The sequence below is a fragment of the Peribacillus sp. TH27 genome (assembly GCF_016650915.1).
Lineage (GTDB): Bacteria > Bacillota > Bacilli > Bacillales > DSM-1321 > Peribacillus > Peribacillus butanolivorans.
Genome location: NZ_JAEKEV010000002.1, coordinates 457141 through 475823, shown reverse-complemented (window position 1 = coordinate 475823; position 18683 = coordinate 457141). Strand labels below are relative to the sequence as shown.

The following is an 18683-nucleotide window of genomic DNA, read 5'->3' as shown; positions in this document are numbered from 1 at the left end:
AGGGACTAAAAAAATAGAACACTTGTTCTTTGTTCGTGAAAGTATTATACTTTTTGTATGATTATCAACGTATGAATTATTTTGTAAGAGCTAGAGAGTCATTTCATTGCAGTATGATTTGGCCCGGAAATTGTGTTTAGTAAGGAAAGGGGAATTTCTGTGGCAAAGAAAGTAAAAACAATCGAGTACAATGATGATGCAATTCAGGTACTGGAAGGACTTGAAGCGGTCAGAAAACGTCCCGGTATGTATATCGGCAGTACTGATGCACGTGGACTTCATCATTTAGTGTACGAGATTGTAGATAACTCCGTAGATGAGGCTTTGGCTGGATATGGAGACCAGATTAGTGTGAAAATACATAAAGATAACAGTATAAGTGTGACAGATAAAGGGCGTGGGATGCCCACTGGAATGCATAAATTGGGGAAACCAACACCTGAAGTCATTTTGACGATTCTTCATGCAGGCGGTAAATTTGGACAAGGCGGATATAAAACGAGCGGTGGCCTTCATGGTGTGGGTGCCTCTGTCGTTAACGCATTGTCTGAATGGCTTGTCGTGACGATTAAAAGGGATGGCTTTGTTTATGAACAACGGTTTTTCAAGGGAGGAAAACCGGAAACGACCCTAGAGAAAATTGGAAAGACCAACCAAGTTGGGACGAAAATCCATTTCAAGCCAGACCCGAAAATTTTTTCGGTTACGACTTTTAATTATGATATCCTTTCTGAACGTCTACGCGAATCAGCCTTTCTTTTAAAAGGCATGAAAATAGAATTGACGGATGAACGTAATGACCTGCATGAGACTTTTCATTATGAAAACGGAATTGAAGCCTTTGTAGCCTACTTAAATGAAGAAAAGGAAACCCTTCATAGTGTTATTAGCTTAGAAGGAGAACAGAATGGGATAGAAGTCGACCTGGCTTTTCAATTTAATGATGGGTATTCAGAAAATATTCTAAGCTTTGTAAATAATGTTCGTACAAAAGACGGCGGCACCCATGAGATTGGCGCAAAAACGGCTATGACACGGGCATTTAATGATTATGCTAGAAAAATGGGGCTGCTTAAGGAAAAAGATAAAAACCTCGAAGGTACCGATATACGAGAAGGCTTATCTTCAATTATTTCTGTGCGTATCCCTGAAGAACTTTTGCAATTTGAAGGACAAACCAAGAGCAAGCTTGGAACAAGCGAAGCCCGTTCGGCTGTTGATTCAATCGTGTCGGAGCACTTGGCTTACTTTTTTGAAGAAGATCCGACTACTAGTGCACTGCTGGTGAAAAAATCAATTAAAGCATTCCAGGCACGTGAAGCTGCTCGTAAAGCGCGTGAAGATGCAAGAAGTGGGAAGAAACGGAAAAAGTCGGATGCCATCCTTTCTGGTAAATTGACACCAGCTCAATCTAAAAATCCTGAGCGGAATGAATTGTATCTTGTGGAAGGGGACTCTGCAGGAGGATCCGCAAAACAAGGCCGCGATCGCCGTTTCCAAGCGGTACTGCCATTACGGGGTAAAGTTATCAATACAGAAAAGGCAAAACTAGCGGATATTTTTAAAAACGAAGAAATCAATACGATTATCCATGCTATCGGTGCAGGCGTCGGGGCCGAGTTTAATACCTCGGACACTAATTATGATAAAGTGATTATCATGACTGATGCCGATACGGATGGCGCCCATATCCAAGTGCTGCTGCTAACATTCTTTTACCGCTATATGAAGCCGTTAATTGAGGCAGGTAAGGTGTTCATAGCCTTGCCGCCGTTATATAAAGTGAGTAAAGGGACCGGGAAGAAAGAAGTCATTGAATATGCATGGAGTGATGATGAACTTCAGGGAGCGATAAACAAGGTGGGGAAAGGCTATATGATTCAGCGCTATAAAGGGCTGGGTGAGATGAATGCCGATCAATTATGGGATACGACAATGAACCCGGAAACCAGAACATTAATACGCGTGAAAATCGATGACGGTGCGCGTGCAGAAAGACGTGTGACAACGTTAATGGGAGACAAAGTGGAACCACGCCGTAAATGGATTGAAACCAATGTCGCTTTTGGTCTCGAAGAAGAATCGAATATTTTAGATAATGAAAATATGTCGATTGAAGAGGAGGTCGATAACGATGGTATTTGAGGAAACGTTTCGTGATTTGCCGCTTGAAGAGGTTATTGGAGACCGTTTCGGGCGTTATAGTAAATATATTATTCAGGATCGAGCACTACCAGATGCACGGGATGGGTTAAAACCGGTACAGCGCAGGATATTATATGCGATGTATGTAGAAGGAAATACACAGGAAAAAGGATTTAGAAAATCTGCAAAAACAGTCGGAAATGTAATTGGTAATTATCACCCTCATGGAGATTCTTCGGTTTACGAGGCGATGGTACGGATGAGCCAGGACTGGAAGTTGCGTAAAGTCATGGTCCAAATGCACGGAAACAACGGTAGTATTGATGGAGATCCGCCTGCTGCAATGCGATATACAGAAGCAAGGCTTTCATCAATTGCATCTGAGATGTTACGTGATATTGAAAAACGAACTGTTGATTTTGTCCCGAATTTTGATGATACCTCAGAAGAACCTATCGTATTACCTGCGATGTTCCCTAATTTACTTGTTAACGGCTCGACAGGAATTTCTGCAGGCTATGCAACGGAAATCCCTCCGCATCAATTAGGTGAGGTCATTGATGCTGCTATAATGCGAATTGATAATCCAGAAGCAACAGTAGCAGAATTAATGACGGTCATTAAAGGTCCGGATTTCCCTACAGGTGGTATCATTCAAGGAATTGAAGGTATCCGTAAAGCCTATGAAACAGGTAAAGGGAAAATCATAATTCGTGGCTTGGCTGAAGTGGAAACAATCCGTGGTGGTAAACAGCAAATCGTCATCACTGAAATCCCTTATGAAGTCAATAAAGCGAACCTTGTTAAGAAAATGGATGAATTCCGTCTTGATCGGAAAGTAGAAGGCATTGCAGAAGTACGTGATGAAACTGATCGTACAGGTTTACGTATTGTAATTGAACTGAAAAAAGAAGCAGATGCAAATGGTGTCCTGCATTATTTATACAAAAATTCAGATCTTCAAATTGCATACAATTTTAATATGGTCGCGATTTATAAAAAACGACCAACGTTAATGAGCCTTCCAAAAATGCTCGATGCGTATATCAATCATCGTAAAGAAGTAATTGTAAACCGTTCTCGTTATGAATTGCAAAAAGCACATGACCGGGCACATATTGTCGATGGTTTAATGAAAGCACTGTCAATTTTAGATGAAGTTATTGCTGTCATCCGTGCGTCTAAAGACAAACGTAATGCTAAAGATAACCTTATCGCTAAATTTTCTTTTACAGAAGCCCAAGCAGAAGCTATTGTATCCTTACAATTATACCGCTTAACAAACACAGATATTACGGCTCTTGAAGAAGAGGCAGCGGAGTTGAACAGCAAAATTGAGGAATTGACCAAAATCCTAGGCAGTGAAAGGGTACTTCTTCAAGTAATAAAAAAAGAATTACGATTCATTAAAAAAGGGTTTGATGACGGACGCCGCTCTAAAATTGAGAAAGAGATTGAAGAAATCAAAATCAATCTTGAAGTCTTAATCGCGAGTGAAGACGTGATGGTGACAGTGACGAAAGAAGGATATGTCAAACGGACGTCCTTACGATCGTATTCAGCATCAGGCGGGCTTGATTTTGGAATGAAAGATTCCGATCGAATGCTCCAGCGGCTGGAAATGAATACAACAGACGTTCTGTTGCTGTTTACTTCCAAAGGTAATTACCTTTATTGTCCAGTTCATCAGCTTCCTGATATTCGCTGGAAGGAAACCGGCCAGCATATCGCGAACATCATTCCTATTGATCGAGAAGAACAAATCATAAAAGCGATTCCAATCAAAGACTTTACCCTGCCGCAATTCTTAGTGTTCGTCACGAAAAACGGTATGGTGAAAAAGACTGAACTAGCTTCCTATAAAGCACAGCGGCATTCGAAACCGCTAGTTGGTGTCAATTTAAAGGGCGATGATGAATTGGTTGATGTCCATCATACAGATGGTCAGGCCGAGCTTTTCCTAGTCACTCATAATGGCTACGGTTTATGGTTTGATGAAGAAGAAGTAAGTGTCGTTGGAGTCCGTGCAGCAGGAGTTAAGGGGATTAATTTAAAAGAAGATGACTATGTTATTGGCGGCAAGGTTTTAGCTAAGGATAGTAAAGAATCAATTCTGATTGTTACCCAGCGCGGAGCCATCAAGAAAATGAAATTAACCGAGTTTGAAAAAACTGGCCGTGCAAAACGCGGGGTCGTGGTCTTGAGAGAATTGAAATCGAATCCACATCGGGTCATTGGATTTGAAACTGTCAATAAAACCGACAGTCTTTTCATTCTTTCTGAAAAGGGCATAATTGAAACAATCCATGCTGCTTCATTAAAAAATCATGATCGTTACACGAATGGATCTTTTGTTTTTGATGAAACTGTAAGTGGAAAAGCGAAAGAATTGTGGAAGATATCTTTAGAGGATGAATCTGCTTTAGAGTCGTAAACAATTTTTTTATAAAAAGGGATGCTGACAATAATCAGCATCCCTTTTATTTAGTTTATTATGATGAAAAACAAACAAAACAAATAAACGGTAGGGTGCCGGTTATGTATCATGTTCATCGACCAAATAATCTCCTGATAATATCCCATTATTTGCAACTACTACAATTATTATTTTTTCGGGCTATATTCTTAAATCAAAAATGAATTATTGAGTCAATTTTAAATCCTTGTACTAGCAAGCTAATAATCTTATCCAAACAACAAATAATTCAATTATGAATTCTAATGCTGATAGAATCTATGCACCAGTACGATTTATTTTTGGCACACTCCTTGCATATTATTAGCATGACTTCTTTATTTTTTGAATGAAGAAAGGGGAGGACTAATGGATAGACCTTGGAACAAGCATATCCCGTCCGGAAATCCAATGGAAATTGATATACCTGAAATATCTCTAACAGAATTATTTTACCAATCAGTTGGACTGTATCCGGATAAAACAGCGATTACGTTTATGGATCAAACGTATACATATTCTGAGTTTGGGCAGTTAGTGAAAAGATGTGCCCGGATACTTGCTGATGATGGGGTTAAAAAGGGAGATCGTGTGGCTCTTATGCTGCCCAATTGTCCTCAATATCCGATTAGTTTTTTTGGAACACTTTTGAATGGTGCGATCGTTGTTCAAATCAATCCAATGTATAAGGCGAACGAATTGATACATGTCCTAAAAGACTCAGGTGCAAGACACATCATTGTGCTCGATAAACTTTATCCCACGGTAGAAGCCATATTACCAGAAACACGTGTTGAAAAGACAATAAGCGTGTCTATGGAAAATGGCAGGTGTGAGCTGACAAAAAGGCTTATGAAAATAATAGAGGAAGATTTTACTGTACCAATTGAACCTGATGAAGATGTTGCTGTCCTCCAATATACAGGAGGAACGACGGGGCGTTCAAAAGGTGCGATGCTAACACATCGAAACATCGTGGCTAACACCTTGCAAAGCGCGGCTACTTCACAAATCAATACTCAAAAGGCGAAGGAAAGGGTACTTGCCGTTTCTCCTCTATTTCATGTATATGGTATGACCTCTGCTATGAATCTGACGTTTTATAATGGAGGTAATTTAATTATAGTACCTAGGTTTGAGGTGGCTGAGATAGTTGATATTATTAATAAGCTCAAACCGACTATTTTCCCAGCTGTGCCGACGATGTATATTGCTTTATTACAATATTACCAGTCCCATCCTTTTGATTTGCATTCTTTGAAAACATGCACTTCGGGTTCGTCGCCATTGCCTCTAAATGTATTGTCACGTTTTAACGAAGTAAGCGGATCAATGATTGCTGAAGGATATGGTTTGTCTGAGGCTTCACCAGTGACGCATCGAAATCCAGTTAGAGGCCTGCAAAAACCCGGAAGTATTGGTATACCTATCCCAAATACAGATGCCGCCATTATTGACAGTATTACAGGTGAGCCGTCCCTTTTGGTTGATACACCTGGCGAATTGGTTATTAAGGGACCTCAGGTGATGAAAGGGTATTGGGGCATGCCAGAAGAAACGTTGCAGGCGATTCAAAACGGATGGCTATATACCGGTGACATCGCAAAGATGGATGAAGATGGTTTCTTTTACATCGTTGGACGAAAGAAAGAAATGATTATCGCAGGCGGATTTAATATTTACCCTATTGAAATTGAAGAGGTTTTTTACAGCCATCCAAAGGTACTTGAAGCAGCGGTATTCGGTGTTCCCGACCAATATCGTGGTGAAACCGTTCATGCAGCCGTTGTTATTAAGCCGAATGAATGGATAACTGAAAAGGAACTGAATGAATACTGCCGAAAACAGCTCGCCGCCTTTAAAGTACCGGAAGTTATCACCTTTCAAAGTGAACTTCCCAAAACTGCGGTCGGTAAAATTTTAAAACGAAAGCTTCAAGAAAAATATAAAGCTGCTTATCCGGTAATGAATGAAAACGCTAACAAATAATTCATAGGTAAAAAGGGGAATGCAAATGGACTTTCGCTTAGATGAAGACATCCTACTTTTAAAAGAAAATATACGGCAGTTTATCGAAGAAGAAATTGAACCATATTCAATGCAAATAGAGGAAGATGATCATATTCCAGAATCCATCATCAAATTATCGAAGGAAATCGGGCTATTCGGACTCAGTATCCCAGAACAGTACGGCGGGCTAGGCATTGGGATGGTAGGGAAATGTGCTTTATATGAAGAAATCGGTAAAACACATAATGGATATACCACTCTAATTGGTGCCCATACTGGCATAGGGACGGTCGGAATCGTAGAAATGGGCAATGAAATGCAAAAGCAAAAGTACCTGCCAGATATGGCAAGCGGAAATAAAATTGGCGCATTCGCTTTAACTGAGCCTGCTGCCGGATCTCATGCGACGAATCTAAAAATGACTGCTGTCAAAAGAGGAGATAAGTATATTCTTAATGGGACTAAGCATTATATAACGAATGCAGATGTGGCCGATATTTTTACTGTTATGGCGGTAACGGATAAGGGAAAAGGAGCAAAAGGAATCACGTCATTCATTGTAGAGAAGGGGTTCCCAGGTTTTCAAATTGGTAGCATTGAAAGGAAAATGGGACTTCGGGGCTCACATTCTGCCGAACTGGTTTTTGAAGATTGTGAGGTTCCGGTGGAAAATGTACTAGGGGAAGTTGGGAAAGGCTATGTCAATGCATTAAAAATCCTTGCAAATGGCCGGGCGGGACTTGCCGCACGAAATTTGGGATCCTGCCAATACCTGCTTGATTTATCAATCCATTATGCTACTGAACGTGAACAATTCGATGTTCCTATTATCGATCATCAAGCCGTATCTCATATGATTGCCGAAATGGCGATGGAAGTAGAAGCGCTCCGCTCATTCACATACCGGGTTGCATGGATGGTCGATCAAAAAGAGAAAATTATTAAAGAAGCGGCAATGCTGAAGCTGTATGGTTCGGAAGTATATAACAGGATCGCTGATAGAGCAGTTCAAATTCATGGAGGGATGGGATACATGAAGGATTATCCAGTCGAACGTTTCTATCGGGATGCACGAATTACTAGAATTTATGAAGGAACGTCCGAAATCCAGAAAAATATCATTACAGGACAATTAAAGAAAAATTATCAAAAATAGTTTAATGAGAAAATGGAGGGGTTATAATGGATTTACGTTTATCAGATGAACAAAAAATGGTACAAAAAACAATACGCAAGTTCGTGGAAAATGAATTAATTCCTTTGGAAAATGAAGTACTTCGCAACGAAATAGCAGGAAAACCTAGTTTACCTGAAGGGAAATTAATAGAATTACAGGAAAAAGCAAAAAAAGCGGGGTTCTGGGGCATTAATACGCCGGTGGAGTTTGGCGGGGCCGACTTAGGGCAGATGATGATGGCAATAGTCTTGATGGAAGTATCAAAAACGTTTGTACCTTTCAGCTTTGGCGGTTCTGCGGACAATATTCTTTATTATGGAAACGAAGAACAGAAAAAGAAGTATCTGATTCCTACGATTAATGGGGAGAAAAAATCCTGTTTTGCGATGACGGAGCCGGGAGCTGGGTCCGATACTCGAAATATTAAAATGACTGCGATAAAAGATGGAAATGAGTGGGTGCTGAATGGAGAAAAAACATTCATTACAGGTGGAAATGATGCCGATTTCGTCATGGTCATTGCTGTTACCGATAAAGAACTTCATCAAGAAACTGGTACAAAAGGGGTCACCTGTTTCATCGTAGATCGGAGCATGGGCTGGAAATCTGAGTATATCAACACGATGGGAGAATGGGGACCGGCTGGTTTAGTTTTCGATAATGTTCGGGTACCTGAGGAAAATATTTTAGGAGAAGTGCATGGCGGTTATAAACTTGGCCTTGAATGGATTGGTTTTGCAAGATGGATCGTGGGGGCACGTGCTGTCGGTTCTTCAGAAAGATTGCTGCAAATGGCTATAGATTATGCAAAAGAACGCGTCACATTCGGTAAACCAATCGCTGAGCGCCAGGCTATTCAATGGCAGATTGCTGACTCGGCTGTTGAAATCGAAGCTGCAAGGTGGCTTGTGTTAAATGCCGCCTACACACTAGATCATGGAGAAGACAATCGTCATCTAGCTTCTATGGCTAAACTCTATGGAGCAAATATGGGGAATCGTGTCGTTGATCGCGTGTTGCAAATACATGGGGGCATGGGTTATACGAAGGAACTTCCAATTGAGCGCTGGTACCGTGAGGCAAGACTTTGGAGAATATATGATGGGACCGATGAAATACAGCGCATGATTATTTCACGGAATTTAATTAAAGGACATGTTAAATTAGGACAATTTTTATAATAGATTAGGAGGAAAAGATTATGACAGGAAGATTTTCAGGGAAAACCGCTTTAGTTACTGGTGGAAGCAGGGGAATTGGACGGGCAATCGTAGAACTATTTGCAAGTGAAGGAGCAAAGGTTGCTATCATAGATATAAATGAGGAAGTTTTGACCTCAACAGGAAATGAACTAAGGGATCAAGGCTATACCATTTTTACAAGGGTCGCCAATGTGGTGGATTCAGAAGAGGTAGAAGCTTCAGTAAAAGAAATAGCTGATACGTTCGGTTCGCTAGATATTCTCGTGAATAATGCAGGTGTCATTCGAGATAATTTACTATTTAAAATGACCGATTCAGATTGGCAGACAGTAATGGACGTGCATTTAAAAGGTACCTTCAATGCGGTTCGTGCGGCTCAGAAGTATATGGTTGAAAACAAATATGGGAGAATTATTAATATATCTTCCACCTCGGCACTAGGTAACCGCGGTCAGGCTAATTATGCAGCGGCAAAAGCGGGGTTGCAGGGGTTAACAAAAACACTTGCAATTGAACTTGGTAAATATGGAATAACGGCTAATTCGGTAGCACCTGGTTTTATTGAAACCGAAATGACGAAAGAAACAGCACGGCGAATGGGAGTGAGTTTTGAACAATTTATCCAGGATAGGGCAAACAGTATTCCAGTTGCTAGAAGCGGTATGCCAAGTGACATCGCTAATGCTGTTGCATTTTTCGCTGATGAAGCATCATCTTTCGTTAGTGGGCAAGTTCTATATGTTGCGGGTGGTCCAAAAAATTAAGAGTAAAGGCGGGATGATATGTTCAATGAAAGTATTGGAAAACAATCTAAACCGGTTAAAAATCTGGTTGAACGGGGAGCCGTTAAAAAATTTGCGTTAGCGATTGGTGACCCGCATCCGATTTTCATCGATGAAGAAAAAGGTAGGCAATCGAGGTATGGTACGAATATTGCGCCCCCAACTTTTCCAAGAGTTTTTGATTTTGGAACGATTGAAGGCTTAGACCTCCCAAATAAAGGATTGATACACGGTGAACAGAAATATCATTATAACCGTCCGCTGAGGGTTGGAGAAGAAATTACCTGTTATACAGAAGTGAGGGACTACTATGAGAAAAAAGGGAAGCAAGGGGAAATGGGATTCCTAGCCTTGAAAAATTACGGGACAGATGCAAATGGAGAAATTGTTTTTACCGCTGAACAACTTGTCATTATCAATGAAACGATAAAAAGGATGGTGATGAGCAAGTGACTACATTAACTGAACTGCATATTGGCGACTCGTTGCATTCGATAGAGCTTGGACCTGTAACACGTTTGGATCTCATTAAGTATGCAGGGGCATCAGGTGATTTTAATCCCATTCATACGATTGATGAAGAAGCAATAAATGCTGGTTTGCCTGGGATTATTGCACACGGAATGTGGACGATGGGAAACCTGGCAAAGATTTTCAGTAATCTATATGAAATTGGGTACATTGAAGAATACAAGATTCGTTTCAAAGGTATGGTTTTCTTGAATGATGTTATAACCCTTCAAGCAGATTTAAAAGAGAAAAAGGAAGATAAGTATTATTTCAATGTAGCAGCAATCAACCAATCAGGTAAGGAAGCGATCAGTGGTGAGGTTATTTTTAGGACCTACTAAAGGAAAGTAGTGGTGAAATTTATTTCATCACTACTTTTTTTAGGATTAAAATTCGACAATATTAAAGGAGATTCGAAATCTATCCAGAATTGTACTAAAAAAGAATTCTTTTTGCGGCGGTGAATATTATTAATGAATCATGTAAAACAGGATTCTCAAATTAATTTGCTCAAAGAGTGGATCTTTCCTGCTCTAGTCGTTGATTCTGAATACCGGATTAGGGATTGGAGCAGTTACCTAAATGATCGGATAGGACAGAATGGGAAGAAACTACTTACCGAACAATTTGAAGAGTGGCAATTTCTCGATAATAATAGATTGGCAGCTGCACGCCTGCATGACAAACGGTATTTATTTATATTTCTGACACAATTGGATAATGGCGATATTCTTTATGTAGGCAGTGAAACACAATTTTTGGATAATTTATTGGTTGATGCCCATGAAACGGAAAAACTGAATCGCGCTCTAGATGCCATTATTGAAAATTCCTATGATGGGATTTATATCACCGATCAAAATGGCATTACACTTTACACAAATTCAGCGATTGAACGGATTACTGGCATTCCGAAAGAGTATTATATCGGCAAATCGGTGGACCAATTAATAAAACGAGGTATTTTGAATACTTCGGTGACACATAAGGTAGTGAAGCTGCGACGAACGGTTTCAGTCGTACAGGATAATTTTGCTGGAAAAGAAACATTAATTACAGGAAGTCCCGTTTTTAATGAAGAAGGTGAAATTGAGCAAGTCGTTACGAACATACGTGATTTGTCAGATTTAAATGAACTGATGCATGAATTGACGAAAGTTAATGAATTGAATAATCAATATAAGCAGGAAATTGAAAAACTTCGAAAGATAACAAGTCAGGATGGGGTTGTTTTTGTCAGTGATAAGATGAAAATGATTTATGAGATTGCCGAAAGAATCTCGGATATTGATGCGACAGTACTGATCTTAGGAGAAACGGGCGTTGGAAAAGATGTACTGGCCCGTAATATTTACAACCGGAGCATCCGATCTAAAAAAGGAGACTTCGTAAAGATAAACTGCGGGGCAATTCCGGCGGATTTATTGGAATCCGAACTCTTTGGATATGAAGGCGGCGCGTTTACCGGAGCTAATCAAAAAGGGAAACCAGGGATGTTTGAAGTGGCTGAGAGTGGGATTTTATTTTTGGATGAAGTGGGGGAGCTTCCTCTACAATTGCAGGTAAAGCTACTTAGGGCACTTCAGGAAAGGGAGATTCAAAGAATCGGAGGAACGAAGCCCAAAAAAATTGATGTTCGAATAATCGCAGCCACGAACCGCAACTTATTGGAAATGGTTAAAGTAGGTGAATTCCGTGAAGATCTTTATTACAGGCTGAATGTCATACCAATTACGATTCCCCCTTTAAGGGAGAGAAGAGAAGACATTCTAGCATTGACGGATTTATTTTTAACAAAAGCCAACGAACAATATAAATTCTCGAAAGAAATAGATTCGAGATTGAAAGAATATTTTTTTCAATATGATTGGCCAGGAAATGTCCGTGAGTTGAATAATATAGTGGAAAGGCTCGTCGTCCTAACAAATAATCAATTACTTTCACTTAGCGATCTTCCGGAAGAATATCAGCAGGTAAATCAGAATCATTCCAACCTTAAAGGCACACTTACTTTAAAAGAAGCGGTAGAAAGAGCGGAAAAGGAAATATTGACGAAAGCGGCGCAAACCTACCAAACTACATATGAAATCGCAGAAGCCCTAGATTCGAGTCAGGCGACAATTGTGAGGAAACTTAAAAAATATCAATTAAAGGTCAGTGAAAAGGATAGGTAAGTAAGAGGGGATTTCCGTTTATCGGAAATCCCCTCTTACTATTTATCGCTACCCGTTGAATAACAAATATTTTAGGTCTTCATTCACGAAACTAACTTAATTCAGAAATGATTTTTTCAGTCAAAAGTGAATGATGACTATCCTATATAGAACCCCTTTTTTTCATTTATATGATTCAATAATGAATTTTCTGGGACTTTGAAATAGCCACAGTAACTGTGTTTAACTATGGCACAGCACTTGCATATTAATAAGGAATTAATCTACGGAATTTCCATGTAGAAAGTGTGAGGTGAGATAGTTGATTGATCCAGGTGATCGACCATGGGAAAGCGGTTATATTCAGACGATGAAATCTACGAATATCCCTAAAATCAGACTATACAGAATGCTTTCCGTAAAGAGGTTTTGGGGACCGGGCGCCCATTTATTATGAAGAACAAATGATTACTTATGCGAAATGTGGATGGTCTTGCAACTGCTTGTTATAAGGCTGGGGCAAAAAAGTGTAATAAAATTGGTTTCTTGCTAGGTAATCAACCCGATTATCTAATCGCCTATTATGCTGCTATTAAACTAGGAATGATCATTATACTAATCAACCAGTTATGTATGGTTAGAGAAATGTGAGAGATTCAAGAAGACGTACAATTGCAATACTTAGTCACTGGAAATGAAAGCGCTAACAAGTTGGGCGTTTTATCAGCTACTTCAAGACCTCGTATATATGTAGGTGGTGATAATAAAGAAATAAGACTCACATTGCCTTTTGAATATCTTGATGACCTTATCCATGCCCCTCCGAAAGAGGTAGGGGAAGCGACTATAAGTCCAAAAGTAGATATGGCTGTGATTAGTATATAGGCGGGACTTCCGGACAGAGAATGGGTGTGGAACTAACCCATTTTAATTTAGTTGCCAATGTGATTCAGAACCAAAGTTTTCTTCAATCGAGGATTCAGTTCGGTGAGGAAGTAATCATGACGGCTTCTCCGCTTTATCATGTGTATATGATGACTATCACGATGAACTTGGCTGTTATGCTTGGTGCAGCGAATGTCATCGTGCCCGTGTTTTAGGCTAAACGGGTAATCGAGTTGAGCGAGACTTGCAAAGTGACCATTTTTCCTGGCTTACCACAAATGTAAAACTCTTTAATCAAAGAACTCGGTGATACTCATAATGCTTTGCATACATTATAGCTCTGTTTATGTGATTCAGCCCATTTGTCTCCTACGATGTTACATCAGTTTGAAAAGCTAACAAAAATAAAAATCATTGAAGGCTACGGTTTATCGGAGGCTTCTTCAACTGCTTGTCGCAATCCATTATCGGGCGAGCGTAGGGTAAACAGTATTAGAATTCCGTTGCCGTTAACAGAATCAAAAATCGTCAGTTTGATTAATGTATAGATGCCTCTCACTTTTTTGAATGGCTGGTTTTCTAGGCATGCCTTTGATTGTGAAGCAGGAATAACCAAATAGCATGATAAAAATTCAATAATTAAGAAGGAGGAAGTAAATGGATATTTTAATCCAGCAGCTTTTTAATGGTTTGACAATTGGAAGCGTTTATAGTTTAGTTGCCCTGGGATTGACGCTTGTATATGGAATTTTGCATATCCCGAACTTTGCCCACGGAGCTCTCTATATGTTGGGAGGGTACATCACATTATCAATGATGACGTTATATGGCGTTAATTATTGGTTTGCTATGTTTGTATCCGTAATCGTTGTTGGTTTGATGGGTGTTCTATTGGAACGTTTCGTGTTCCGCTTGTTAAGGGAGGCACCGCCATTGCACGATAAAATTGCGGCAATCGGGATTCTTCTTTTTCTTGAAGCCTTTGCGCAATTTGTCTGGGGCGCCGATTTCCATACAATGAATTCTCCTTACGATCAAGTCGTCAACATCATGGGGTTGACGTTTACACTGCAGCGCTTGTTGATTATCGTTTCGGCTATCGTGGTGATGATTTTGCTTTATCTTTTCCTCAAGAAAACGTATACCGGTTCAACGATAATTGCGATGTCCCAAAGTCGTGAAGGAGCTTCACTTGTAGGGATTAACATCAACAAAGTCGCTATGCTGACCTTCATGATATCTGGTGGCTTAGCCGCCATTGCCTCATCTCTTGCTTCACCGATTAACCTCGTTTTCCCCGGCATGGGACATCTCGTCATCTTGAAGGCATTCGTCATTATCATTCTGGGAGGCATGGGAAGTATTCCAGGGGCGATTGTCGGCGGTTATATCCTTGGTTTCAGCGAGAGCCTGGGCGCAACTTATATTTCAAATGATTATAAAGACATCATTGCATTCGTTCTTTTAGTTGTAATTCTAACAGTGAAACCAACGGGACTTTTTGCTAAGGGGGAGAGGTAGCATGAAGATTTTGACGAAACGAAATGGAATTATTGCTCTTATCATCTTAGCTTTTTTATTCCCTATTATCGGTCAAAACGACTATTATCTTCATATGTTAACACTCTCATTCATTTGGACAATTGCTGTTTACGGAATCAATTTGTTATCAGGCTATACTGGTTATCTCTCGCTTGCTCATGCTGGATTTTTTGCAATTGGTGCATACTCACTTGGGCTGCTGACAGTAAAATCTGGAATGAATTTTTGGCTGGCTCTTGTGGGGGCCTGTTTGATCACATGTGCGATTGGATTTGTAATCGGATTAATAGCATTGAGGACAAAGGAACACTTTTTCGCCATATACACATTATGTGTAGGCTATATCATATATCTGGTCATTGATAAATGGGAGGGGCTGACGGAGGGAGTTAGAGGATTGATTGGCATCCCTGCCCCAGGTAATATCGGTCCAATAACATTCGATACGGCAACTTCACAATATTATCTTGTCCTTGTGTTTCTGCTTGCGGTGATCATAGTCATGTATCGGATTATCCATTCGTTAACAGGTAGAACGTATATGGCCATCAGGAATAGTGAGGACCTTGCTCAAACGATTGGTATATCCACGATGAAGAATAAACTGACGGCCTTTGTCCTTTCTACATTTTTCGCAGGTTTGGCTGGAGCCCTGTATGCTTCATTCATTCGGTTTATTGGACCTGATATCGGCTCCACCTCCATTATGTTCGACCTATTGATGTATCTCTTAGTTGGTGGAATTGGGACACTTTCGGGACCGTTGGTGGGAACGTTACTGCTCGTAATACTTTCGCAAAATCTGCAATTTCTTCAAGAGTACCGAATGTTGATCTTCGGACCTTTGCTTACATTAATCATCATTTTTTATCCACGTGGAATCGCAGGTGCCATCTTTGATTGGAAAATCAAACGAAAAGATAAGAAGCCGCCTGTTTTGAGAAACGATGTTTCTATTAAAGTGGGGGAGGGATGAAAATGATTATTGAAACTAAGAATTTGACAAAGCGGTTTGGCGGCTTAGCAGCAGTCAATAATGTGGATTTTTTGATTAAAAAAGGAAAAATCAATGCTATTATCGGACCGAATGGGGCGGGGAAATCCACTTTTTTCAACTTGATTAGCGGCTTTCATCGTCCAAGCACTGGAACCGTCATTTTTAAAGGAATTGATATCACCAAGCTTCCAGCTAATGAAATAGCAGCGCTAGGAATTTCAAGGACCTTCCAAACAACCAGTCTTTTTGATAAATCGACCGTATTGGATAATGTCATTGTTGGGCATAGACTACGCACCAAATCGAATTTGGTAGACGCCATTCTAAGAACAAAACGCTTAAAACGAGAGGAAGCGGCATGTCGGGATAAGGCTATGGAGGTGCTGGAGATTGTTGGATTAACGGATGTGGCTGACAAAATAGTCGCTAGTGTTTCGCAGGAGGAAAAGAAACGGACAGCCATCGCCCTTGCTCTTGCAACGGACCCGGAAATTATCTTTCTTGATGAACCCGCTGCAGGAATCAACCCGGATGAAACGGAAGGACTGACAGTTCTGATCAAGAAGTTAAATCAATCCGGTCTTACGATATGTTTAATCGAGCACAAAATGCATATGATTATGAACTTGGCTGACCACATCATGGTTTTGAATTACGGAGAAAAAATTGCCGAGGGTACACCTAAGGAAATCCGAAGTAATGAAGCGGTTATTAAAGCCTATTTGGGAGGTAGTGCTAGTGCTAAAGTTATCTAATGTTGCAGTCAGTTATGGAAGTTTTACTGCAATCAAACATGTGAATATCGAAGTTGCCAAAGGGGAGATTGTCGTTTTATTGGGGGCGAATGGAGCGGGTAAAAGTACGACTTTTCGTTCCATTAGTGGTAACAGTAAGCTGTCTCAAGGAGAAATTTATTTTCAAAATAGTCCTATAGGCGGTCGGGCCCCGGATAAGAATGTTCAAGCTGGAATTGTTCAGTGTGCCGAAGGACGTAAACTGTTTCCGCAAATGACTGTCCAGGAAAATTTGAGGATGGGGGCATATGTGCATCGAAAGAAAAAGGCGGAAATCAAGCATTCTTTGGAAAAGGTATATAATTTATTCCCGATTTTAAAAGAAAAGAATCATAATGATGCAGGAAGTCTGAGCGGTGGGCAACAGCAGATGCTTGCCATAGGTAGGGCATTAATGTCTAAGCCAAAGCTGCTGATGCTTGATGAGCCTTCGGTTGGACTCGCACCTTTGATTGTGGAACAGATGTTTAAGGTTATCGAAGAAATAAACCGGGAAGGAATCACCGTTCTACTTGCAGAACAGAATGCGAATGCTGCCCTCAGCATTGCAGATAAAGGTTATGTTTTTGAAAATGGGGAAATTGTCGTTCAAGGAACAGCAGATGATTTATTGGCTAATGGTGAAGTACGGAAAGCGTATATTGGAGCATGAAAAAAAGAATGGGGGATTTATTTATATGAAACAACTGAAAGTGTTATTTGTATTCATGCTGGTAGTAGTAACTGCATTGGTTGGCTGTAACAAGGGAGACAGCCCCGCATCAAGTAGTGGTAAAAAAGGTAAAGGAGGAAATGTCGTTAACATCGGTTTTAGCGGTCCGTTAAGCGGGGCTGCAGCATTGTATGGGAAACGAACGTTAAATGGTGTGGAAATGGCCGTCAATGAAATCAATGATGACGGAGGGTTTGAAGTAGATGGGGAAAAATACACGCTTAATCTCGTTTCTTTGGATGATAAATACTTACCGAATGAAACAGGTTCGAATGCTAAACGCTTAATTCAGGAATATGATACACCGATTATATTTACGCCGCATAGCGGCGGTGTCCTGGCGCTGCAGGTTTTTAATGAACAAGAGAAATTTATCATTGGCGCCTATACGAGTGAGCCTTCAGTTACCGAAAGCGGAAATTCATTAACCGTACGAATTCCACCGAATTATGAAGGATATATCGAACCGTTTACAACGTATGCCATGGAACATTTCGGCAAAAAAATTGCAGCTTTGCCAACCTCTTCTCAATACGGAAAAGACTGGACAGAAGCGGTTCTCCCTCATTGGAAAAAGCAAGGTGGTAAAGTCGTTTATAATTCCTCGATTGATTTTGCTAAAGAAACAGATTTCTTTACGATTGTTACAAATGCATTGAAAAAGGATCCTGATGTGCTGTTTATCGGAGGTGCGTCTGAACCGACGGCAAAAGTAGCGAAGCAAGCTCGTGAGTTAGGGTTTAAAGGCGGTTTTATTATTATGGATCAGGCGAAGCTGGATCAAATGAAGCCGATTGCAGGATCATATGAAACATTGGAAGGCTCAATCGGTGTCCTACCTCTGATTAACTCCGATGAAGAAGCAGTGCCAGCTTTTATTGAGAAATATCAAAAAAATTATAAGGAAGATCCAAGCTCCGAAGTCGGTTTGAATTACATCGCGATGTATGCTTTTGTAGAAGCGATGAAATCAGCAGGAAGCGTGGATGACGTCAAGGCGATTCGCGAACATATGCAGGACGGGCTGACTAATATTTCTGCTGAACAGAAAATCTACGATATCCCAACAATTGATGAGAATGGAGGATTCGCATCTACAATTGTCGTTGGAGCGGTTGAAGATGGAAAAGTAGTTCCCATTCGTTAAGGTGAACAAAGCCAGTGCTGGTGTCACGAAAAATATCCCTGATAATCAAGTAAACAGTAATAAAAAAAGTAGGTAGTGTGCGGCAGAATTCTACCAGTATGTACTGATAGAGTAGATTGTTGTATTTCTTGGACGTGTACTGGAATCCTTCAAATGAAGGATTCCAGTACAC

General features: G+C 40.3%; 16 protein-coding genes and 1 pseudogene. All 17 read left to right on the top strand.

The features are described 5' to 3' along the window. Positions 1–159: 159 nt before the first annotated feature. Positions 160–2145, top strand: coding sequence for a DNA topoisomerase IV subunit B (gene parE / locus JFU24_RS03750; RefSeq protein ID WP_201249529.1), 1986 nt, complete (start codon positions 160–162; stop codon positions 2143–2145). Beyond that, a complete protein-coding gene (parC, locus tag JFU24_RS03745; RefSeq protein WP_053345887.1) occupies positions 2135–4579 on the top strand; it encodes a DNA topoisomerase IV subunit A in 2445 nt (814 codons plus the stop codon). Before parE ends, parC begins: the two co-directional genes overlap by 11 nt. A gap of 390 nt (positions 4580–4969) precedes the next feature. Then, a complete protein-coding gene (locus tag JFU24_RS03740) occupies positions 4970–6589 on the top strand; it encodes a long-chain-fatty-acid--CoA ligase (RefSeq protein WP_201224704.1) in 1620 nt (539 codons plus the stop codon). A gap of 25 nt (positions 6590–6614) precedes the next feature. Continuing rightward, on the top strand, positions 6615–7766 hold the full coding sequence (locus JFU24_RS03735; protein WP_201249528.1) for an acyl-CoA dehydrogenase family protein: 1152 nt from the start codon (positions 6615–6617) through the stop codon (positions 7764–7766). Positions 7767–7792: 26 nt separating this feature from the next. Continuing rightward, complete coding sequence (locus JFU24_RS03730) at positions 7793–8968, top strand: acyl-CoA dehydrogenase family protein (RefSeq protein WP_201224700.1); 1176 nt, start codon at positions 7793–7795, stop codon at positions 8966–8968. A 20-nt stretch (positions 8969–8988) separates the two neighbouring features. Further along, positions 8989–9753: an SDR family oxidoreductase gene (locus JFU24_RS03725; protein WP_190269658.1), complete on the top strand. Its 765-nt coding sequence runs from the start codon at positions 8989–8991 to the stop codon at positions 9751–9753. An 18-nt stretch (positions 9754–9771) separates the two neighbouring features. Then, entirely contained in the window at positions 9772–10224 is a 453-nt protein-coding gene (locus JFU24_RS03720; RefSeq protein WP_056529604.1) for a MaoC family dehydratase N-terminal domain-containing protein, read from the top strand. Further along, a complete protein-coding gene (locus JFU24_RS03715) occupies positions 10221–10622 on the top strand; it encodes a MaoC/PaaZ C-terminal domain-containing protein (protein ID WP_056529601.1) in 402 nt (133 codons plus the stop codon). Before JFU24_RS03720 ends, JFU24_RS03715 begins: the two co-directional genes overlap by 4 nt. A 132-nt stretch (positions 10623–10754) precedes the next feature. After that, the gene (locus JFU24_RS03710) at positions 10755–12455 is read left to right on the top strand and encodes a sigma-54 interaction domain-containing protein (RefSeq protein ID WP_201180766.1); all 1701 of its coding nucleotides are present in this window, start codon (positions 10755–10757) and stop codon (positions 12453–12455) included. Positions 12456–13106: 651 nt separating this feature from the next. After that, entirely contained in the window at positions 13107–13319 is a 213-nt protein-coding gene (locus JFU24_RS03705; protein ID WP_201180755.1) for a hypothetical protein, read from the top strand. Further along, entirely contained in the window at positions 13316–13534 is a 219-nt protein-coding gene (locus JFU24_RS03700; protein WP_309559269.1) for an AMP-binding protein, read from the top strand. Before JFU24_RS03705 ends, JFU24_RS03700 begins: the two co-directional genes overlap by 4 nt. A 138-nt stretch (positions 13535–13672) precedes the next feature. Continuing rightward, positions 13673–13867: pseudogene (locus JFU24_RS31175) on the top strand (long-chain fatty acid--CoA ligase); the annotation flags it as partial. A 109-nt stretch (positions 13868–13976) separates the two neighbouring features. Further along, positions 13977–14840 (top strand): branched-chain amino acid ABC transporter permease, encoded by an 864-nt coding sequence (locus JFU24_RS03690; RefSeq protein ID WP_201180749.1) that lies wholly within the window; start codon positions 13977–13979, stop codon positions 14838–14840. Position 14841: 1 nt separating this feature from the next. Next, positions 14842–15837 carry a branched-chain amino acid ABC transporter permease gene (locus JFU24_RS03685; RefSeq protein WP_201180747.1) on the top strand — a complete coding sequence of 332 codons (996 nt, stop codon included), beginning with the start codon at positions 14842–14844 and terminating at the stop codon, positions 15835–15837. Positions 15838–15839: 2 nt separating this feature from the next. After that, positions 15840–16613 carry an ABC transporter ATP-binding protein gene (locus tag JFU24_RS03680; protein ID WP_201224689.1) on the top strand — a complete coding sequence of 258 codons (774 nt, stop codon included), beginning with the start codon at positions 15840–15842 and terminating at the stop codon, positions 16611–16613. After that, positions 16597–17304: an ATP-binding cassette domain-containing protein gene (locus JFU24_RS03675; RefSeq protein ID WP_201249525.1), complete on the top strand. Its 708-nt coding sequence runs from the start codon at positions 16597–16599 to the stop codon at positions 17302–17304. Before JFU24_RS03680 ends, JFU24_RS03675 begins: the two co-directional genes overlap by 17 nt. Before the next feature lie 25 nt (positions 17305–17329). After that, a complete protein-coding gene (locus JFU24_RS03670) occupies positions 17330–18511 on the top strand; it encodes an ABC transporter substrate-binding protein (protein ID WP_201183281.1) in 1182 nt (393 codons plus the stop codon). The last annotated feature ends 172 nt before the right edge of the window (positions 18512–18683 follow it).

Bases quoted from the DNA above. Each gene is read 5' to 3' on its own strand.
- parC (WP_053345887.1), top strand. From the start codon at position 2,135: ATGGTATTTGAGGAAACGTTTCGTGATTTGCCGCTTGAAGAGGTTATT.
- JFU24_RS03740 (WP_201224704.1), top strand. From the start codon at position 4,970: ATGGATAGACCTTGGAACAAGCATATCCCGTCCGGAAATCCAATGGAA.
- JFU24_RS03735 (WP_201249528.1), top strand. From the start codon at position 6,615: ATGGACTTTCGCTTAGATGAAGACATCCTACTTTTAAAAGAAAATATA.
- JFU24_RS03730 (WP_201224700.1), top strand. From the start codon at position 7,793: ATGGATTTACGTTTATCAGATGAACAAAAAATGGTACAAAAAACAATA.
- JFU24_RS03725 (WP_190269658.1), top strand. From the start codon at position 8,989: ATGACAGGAAGATTTTCAGGGAAAACCGCTTTAGTTACTGGTGGAAGC.
- JFU24_RS03720 (WP_056529604.1), top strand. From the start codon at position 9,772: ATGTTCAATGAAAGTATTGGAAAACAATCTAAACCGGTTAAAAATCTG.
- JFU24_RS03710 (WP_201180766.1), top strand. From the start codon at position 10,755: ATGAATCATGTAAAACAGGATTCTCAAATTAATTTGCTCAAAGAGTGG.
- JFU24_RS03690 (WP_201180749.1), top strand. From the start codon at position 13,977: ATGGATATTTTAATCCAGCAGCTTTTTAATGGTTTGACAATTGGAAGC.
- JFU24_RS03685 (WP_201180747.1), top strand. From the start codon at position 14,842: ATGAAGATTTTGACGAAACGAAATGGAATTATTGCTCTTATCATCTTA.
- JFU24_RS03680 (WP_201224689.1), top strand. From the start codon at position 15,840: ATGATTATTGAAACTAAGAATTTGACAAAGCGGTTTGGCGGCTTAGCA.
- JFU24_RS03670 (WP_201183281.1), top strand. From the start codon at position 17,330: ATGAAACAACTGAAAGTGTTATTTGTATTCATGCTGGTAGTAGTAACT.